2 protein-coding genes are annotated in these 2,018 nt (G+C 61.1%); both read left to right on the top strand.

Annotated features, from left to right (window positions below; translation table 11 throughout):
• A partial coding sequence (locus tag ABZ477_RS19100; RefSeq protein WP_360136422.1) for a hypothetical protein occupies positions 1-205 on the top strand: 205 nt, incomplete at its 5' end.
• Between the two features lie 400 nt (positions 206-605).
• A complete protein-coding gene (locus tag ABZ477_RS19095) occupies positions 606-1,733 on the top strand; it encodes an acyltransferase (RefSeq protein WP_360136420.1) in 1,128 nt (375 codons plus the stop codon).
• Positions 1,734-2,018 lie beyond the last annotated feature (285 nt).

Raw genomic sequence — 2,018 nt, 5'->3', positions numbered from 1 at the left:
CGAAGGTAGCGTTGAACACGTCGAGGTCTTTCGGATGCTGAGCGTAGGAACTTCCATCCTCGAAGGCCTCGACGCCTATCCGCCCAGCGGCGCGCACCCCCACTACACCCTCAACTGCGAAGAGCCCTGGAACGTGCTACCGATCGGTCCGCTTGAGCTCATCGAAGGGCTCGGCGGCTCCTCCCACCTCACTTGTGCCACTTGACTGGCCATTGGACTGTAGTTGGGTTTTCTGCACTAATTCTCGGTGTTTCTCCGTCGGTGGCACGCCTCAACGGTGTCGATCTAGAATCACTCGGTGGAGTTCTTCGTGCGTAGCTTATAATCCGGACCGGGGAGGCGGCGGTGCAGACCGCGCAGACCTGTCGTAGGGTGGAGACATTCCTTGAGCACACCGGCATTGCCCCTGATGACGCGCGGTTGGCCGTGCTGATGCAGTTTTCGAATAGCAGGATCTATGCCAGGAAGCAATCGTTTGACCTTGACGCCGTTATCCCAACGGCCCCGACAGCGGTTGCGCCGATCGTGACGGGATTCCGCGCGCTGGCGACTCCGGACGCGAACTGTACGACCATCTGGTCCGGGTCAAAACGTGGCGGGACGTCGTGACTCATATTGTAAAGCCGGCCGTTCAGGAACGCATCCGCCTGCCCTACCTCGACGGCATCCGGGGACTTGCAGCACTGTCAATCGCCGTCTTCCATGCATACAAGTTGACGGGTAAGACCGGTGAGTCTGACCAGATTCCGATCGTGGGCAGTGCGCTCCAGTTCGGCTTCCTCGGCGTGCCCGTGTTCATTGTTCTGTCAGGCTACGTGTTGATGCTGCCGGTGGCTCGTAACAATAACCGTCTCACGAAGGGTTTCGGCGACTACATCGGCAAGCGTGCCTGGCGGATCCTTCCCCCGTACTACGCCGCCCTGGCGCTCTCACTGTTGCTCATCCTGCTCGTGCCCATCCTGCAACAGCCAAGCGGAACGCAGTGGGATTCGAAAGTCCCCGTTACCGTGCCGGACGTGGTGCTCCACGCGCTGATGCTGCAGGACTTCTCGGCGGAATCGATCGGGAAGGTGAATGGCCCTCTGTGGAGTGTGGCGGTTGAGTGGCACATCTACTTCCTGATGCCCTTGCTCCTGCTACCGCTATGGCGTCTCATCGGGGGCACCGCCACGACCCTCCTCATGCTTTTAATTACGTTCGTCCTCGTGCTCCTCGACGTCGGAACTTTCGCTCACCCGTGGCTCGTCGCGCTCTTCGCGGCCGGCATGCTTGCCGCTCAGGTGACCGTGCGAGACAATGTGCGACCGCGGACGCTGTGCTTGATCGCAGTGGCGACCGGCGTCGCGATCGTCGGCCTAGGTGCGCGTTTCCATCAAGGGGTGGTGGCGTACTACGCGGTGGAAGTCCTCGTCGGGCTCATGCTGGCCGTCGGGCTCGCAGCCATCGGTCCCCGTTCCGTGCAGGGACGTACCCCGAAATGGATCGGTCGGCTCGGATCGAAACCGCTCGTCACCCTCGGCTTGTTTTCCTACAGCATCTACCTGGTGCACAGCCCTCTCCTCGGGCTCGCCAACCTACTTCTCCTCCCGCTCGGACTACCCGTTACCGTGCAGTACCTGGTCATGACGTTCGTCGTCCTGCCGATCGTCCTCGTCATCTGCTACGGGTTTTTCTGGCTCGTTGAACGCCATTTCCTGAACAGTCGGCAGAAGCAAGTCGTGGACCACGACTGACACCAACCTGGCTCGCGCTAAGGTATTTTCTTAGCGACCCTCGCTGCGCCGCATAGGTCGACTCTTACGTGTCAGCGCGAGCATGATTCCGCGATCCGTTGCGCTCGCGATCGCAGCGCTGGCGAGCCTGGTCGCGCTAAGAACGAAAGAACCAAAAGCGGCTCATCGCAGATGAGGGTGTTGTCGGGGATCTGAATCCGCCGGCTTCGAGCAGGGATCGGGCGATGTACTGGGTGAGGTTCCGGATGCCCCTGGCGGAGCCTCTGAGGTGCTCGAGCCGCCCGA

The sequence above is a fragment of the Microbacterium sp. NPDC019599 genome, from assembly GCF_040632175.1.
Lineage (GTDB): Bacteria > Actinomycetota > Actinomycetes > Actinomycetales > Microbacteriaceae > Microbacterium.
Note: the sequence above shows the minus strand (reverse complement) of the source record. Positions and strands in the feature narration are given on the sequence as shown.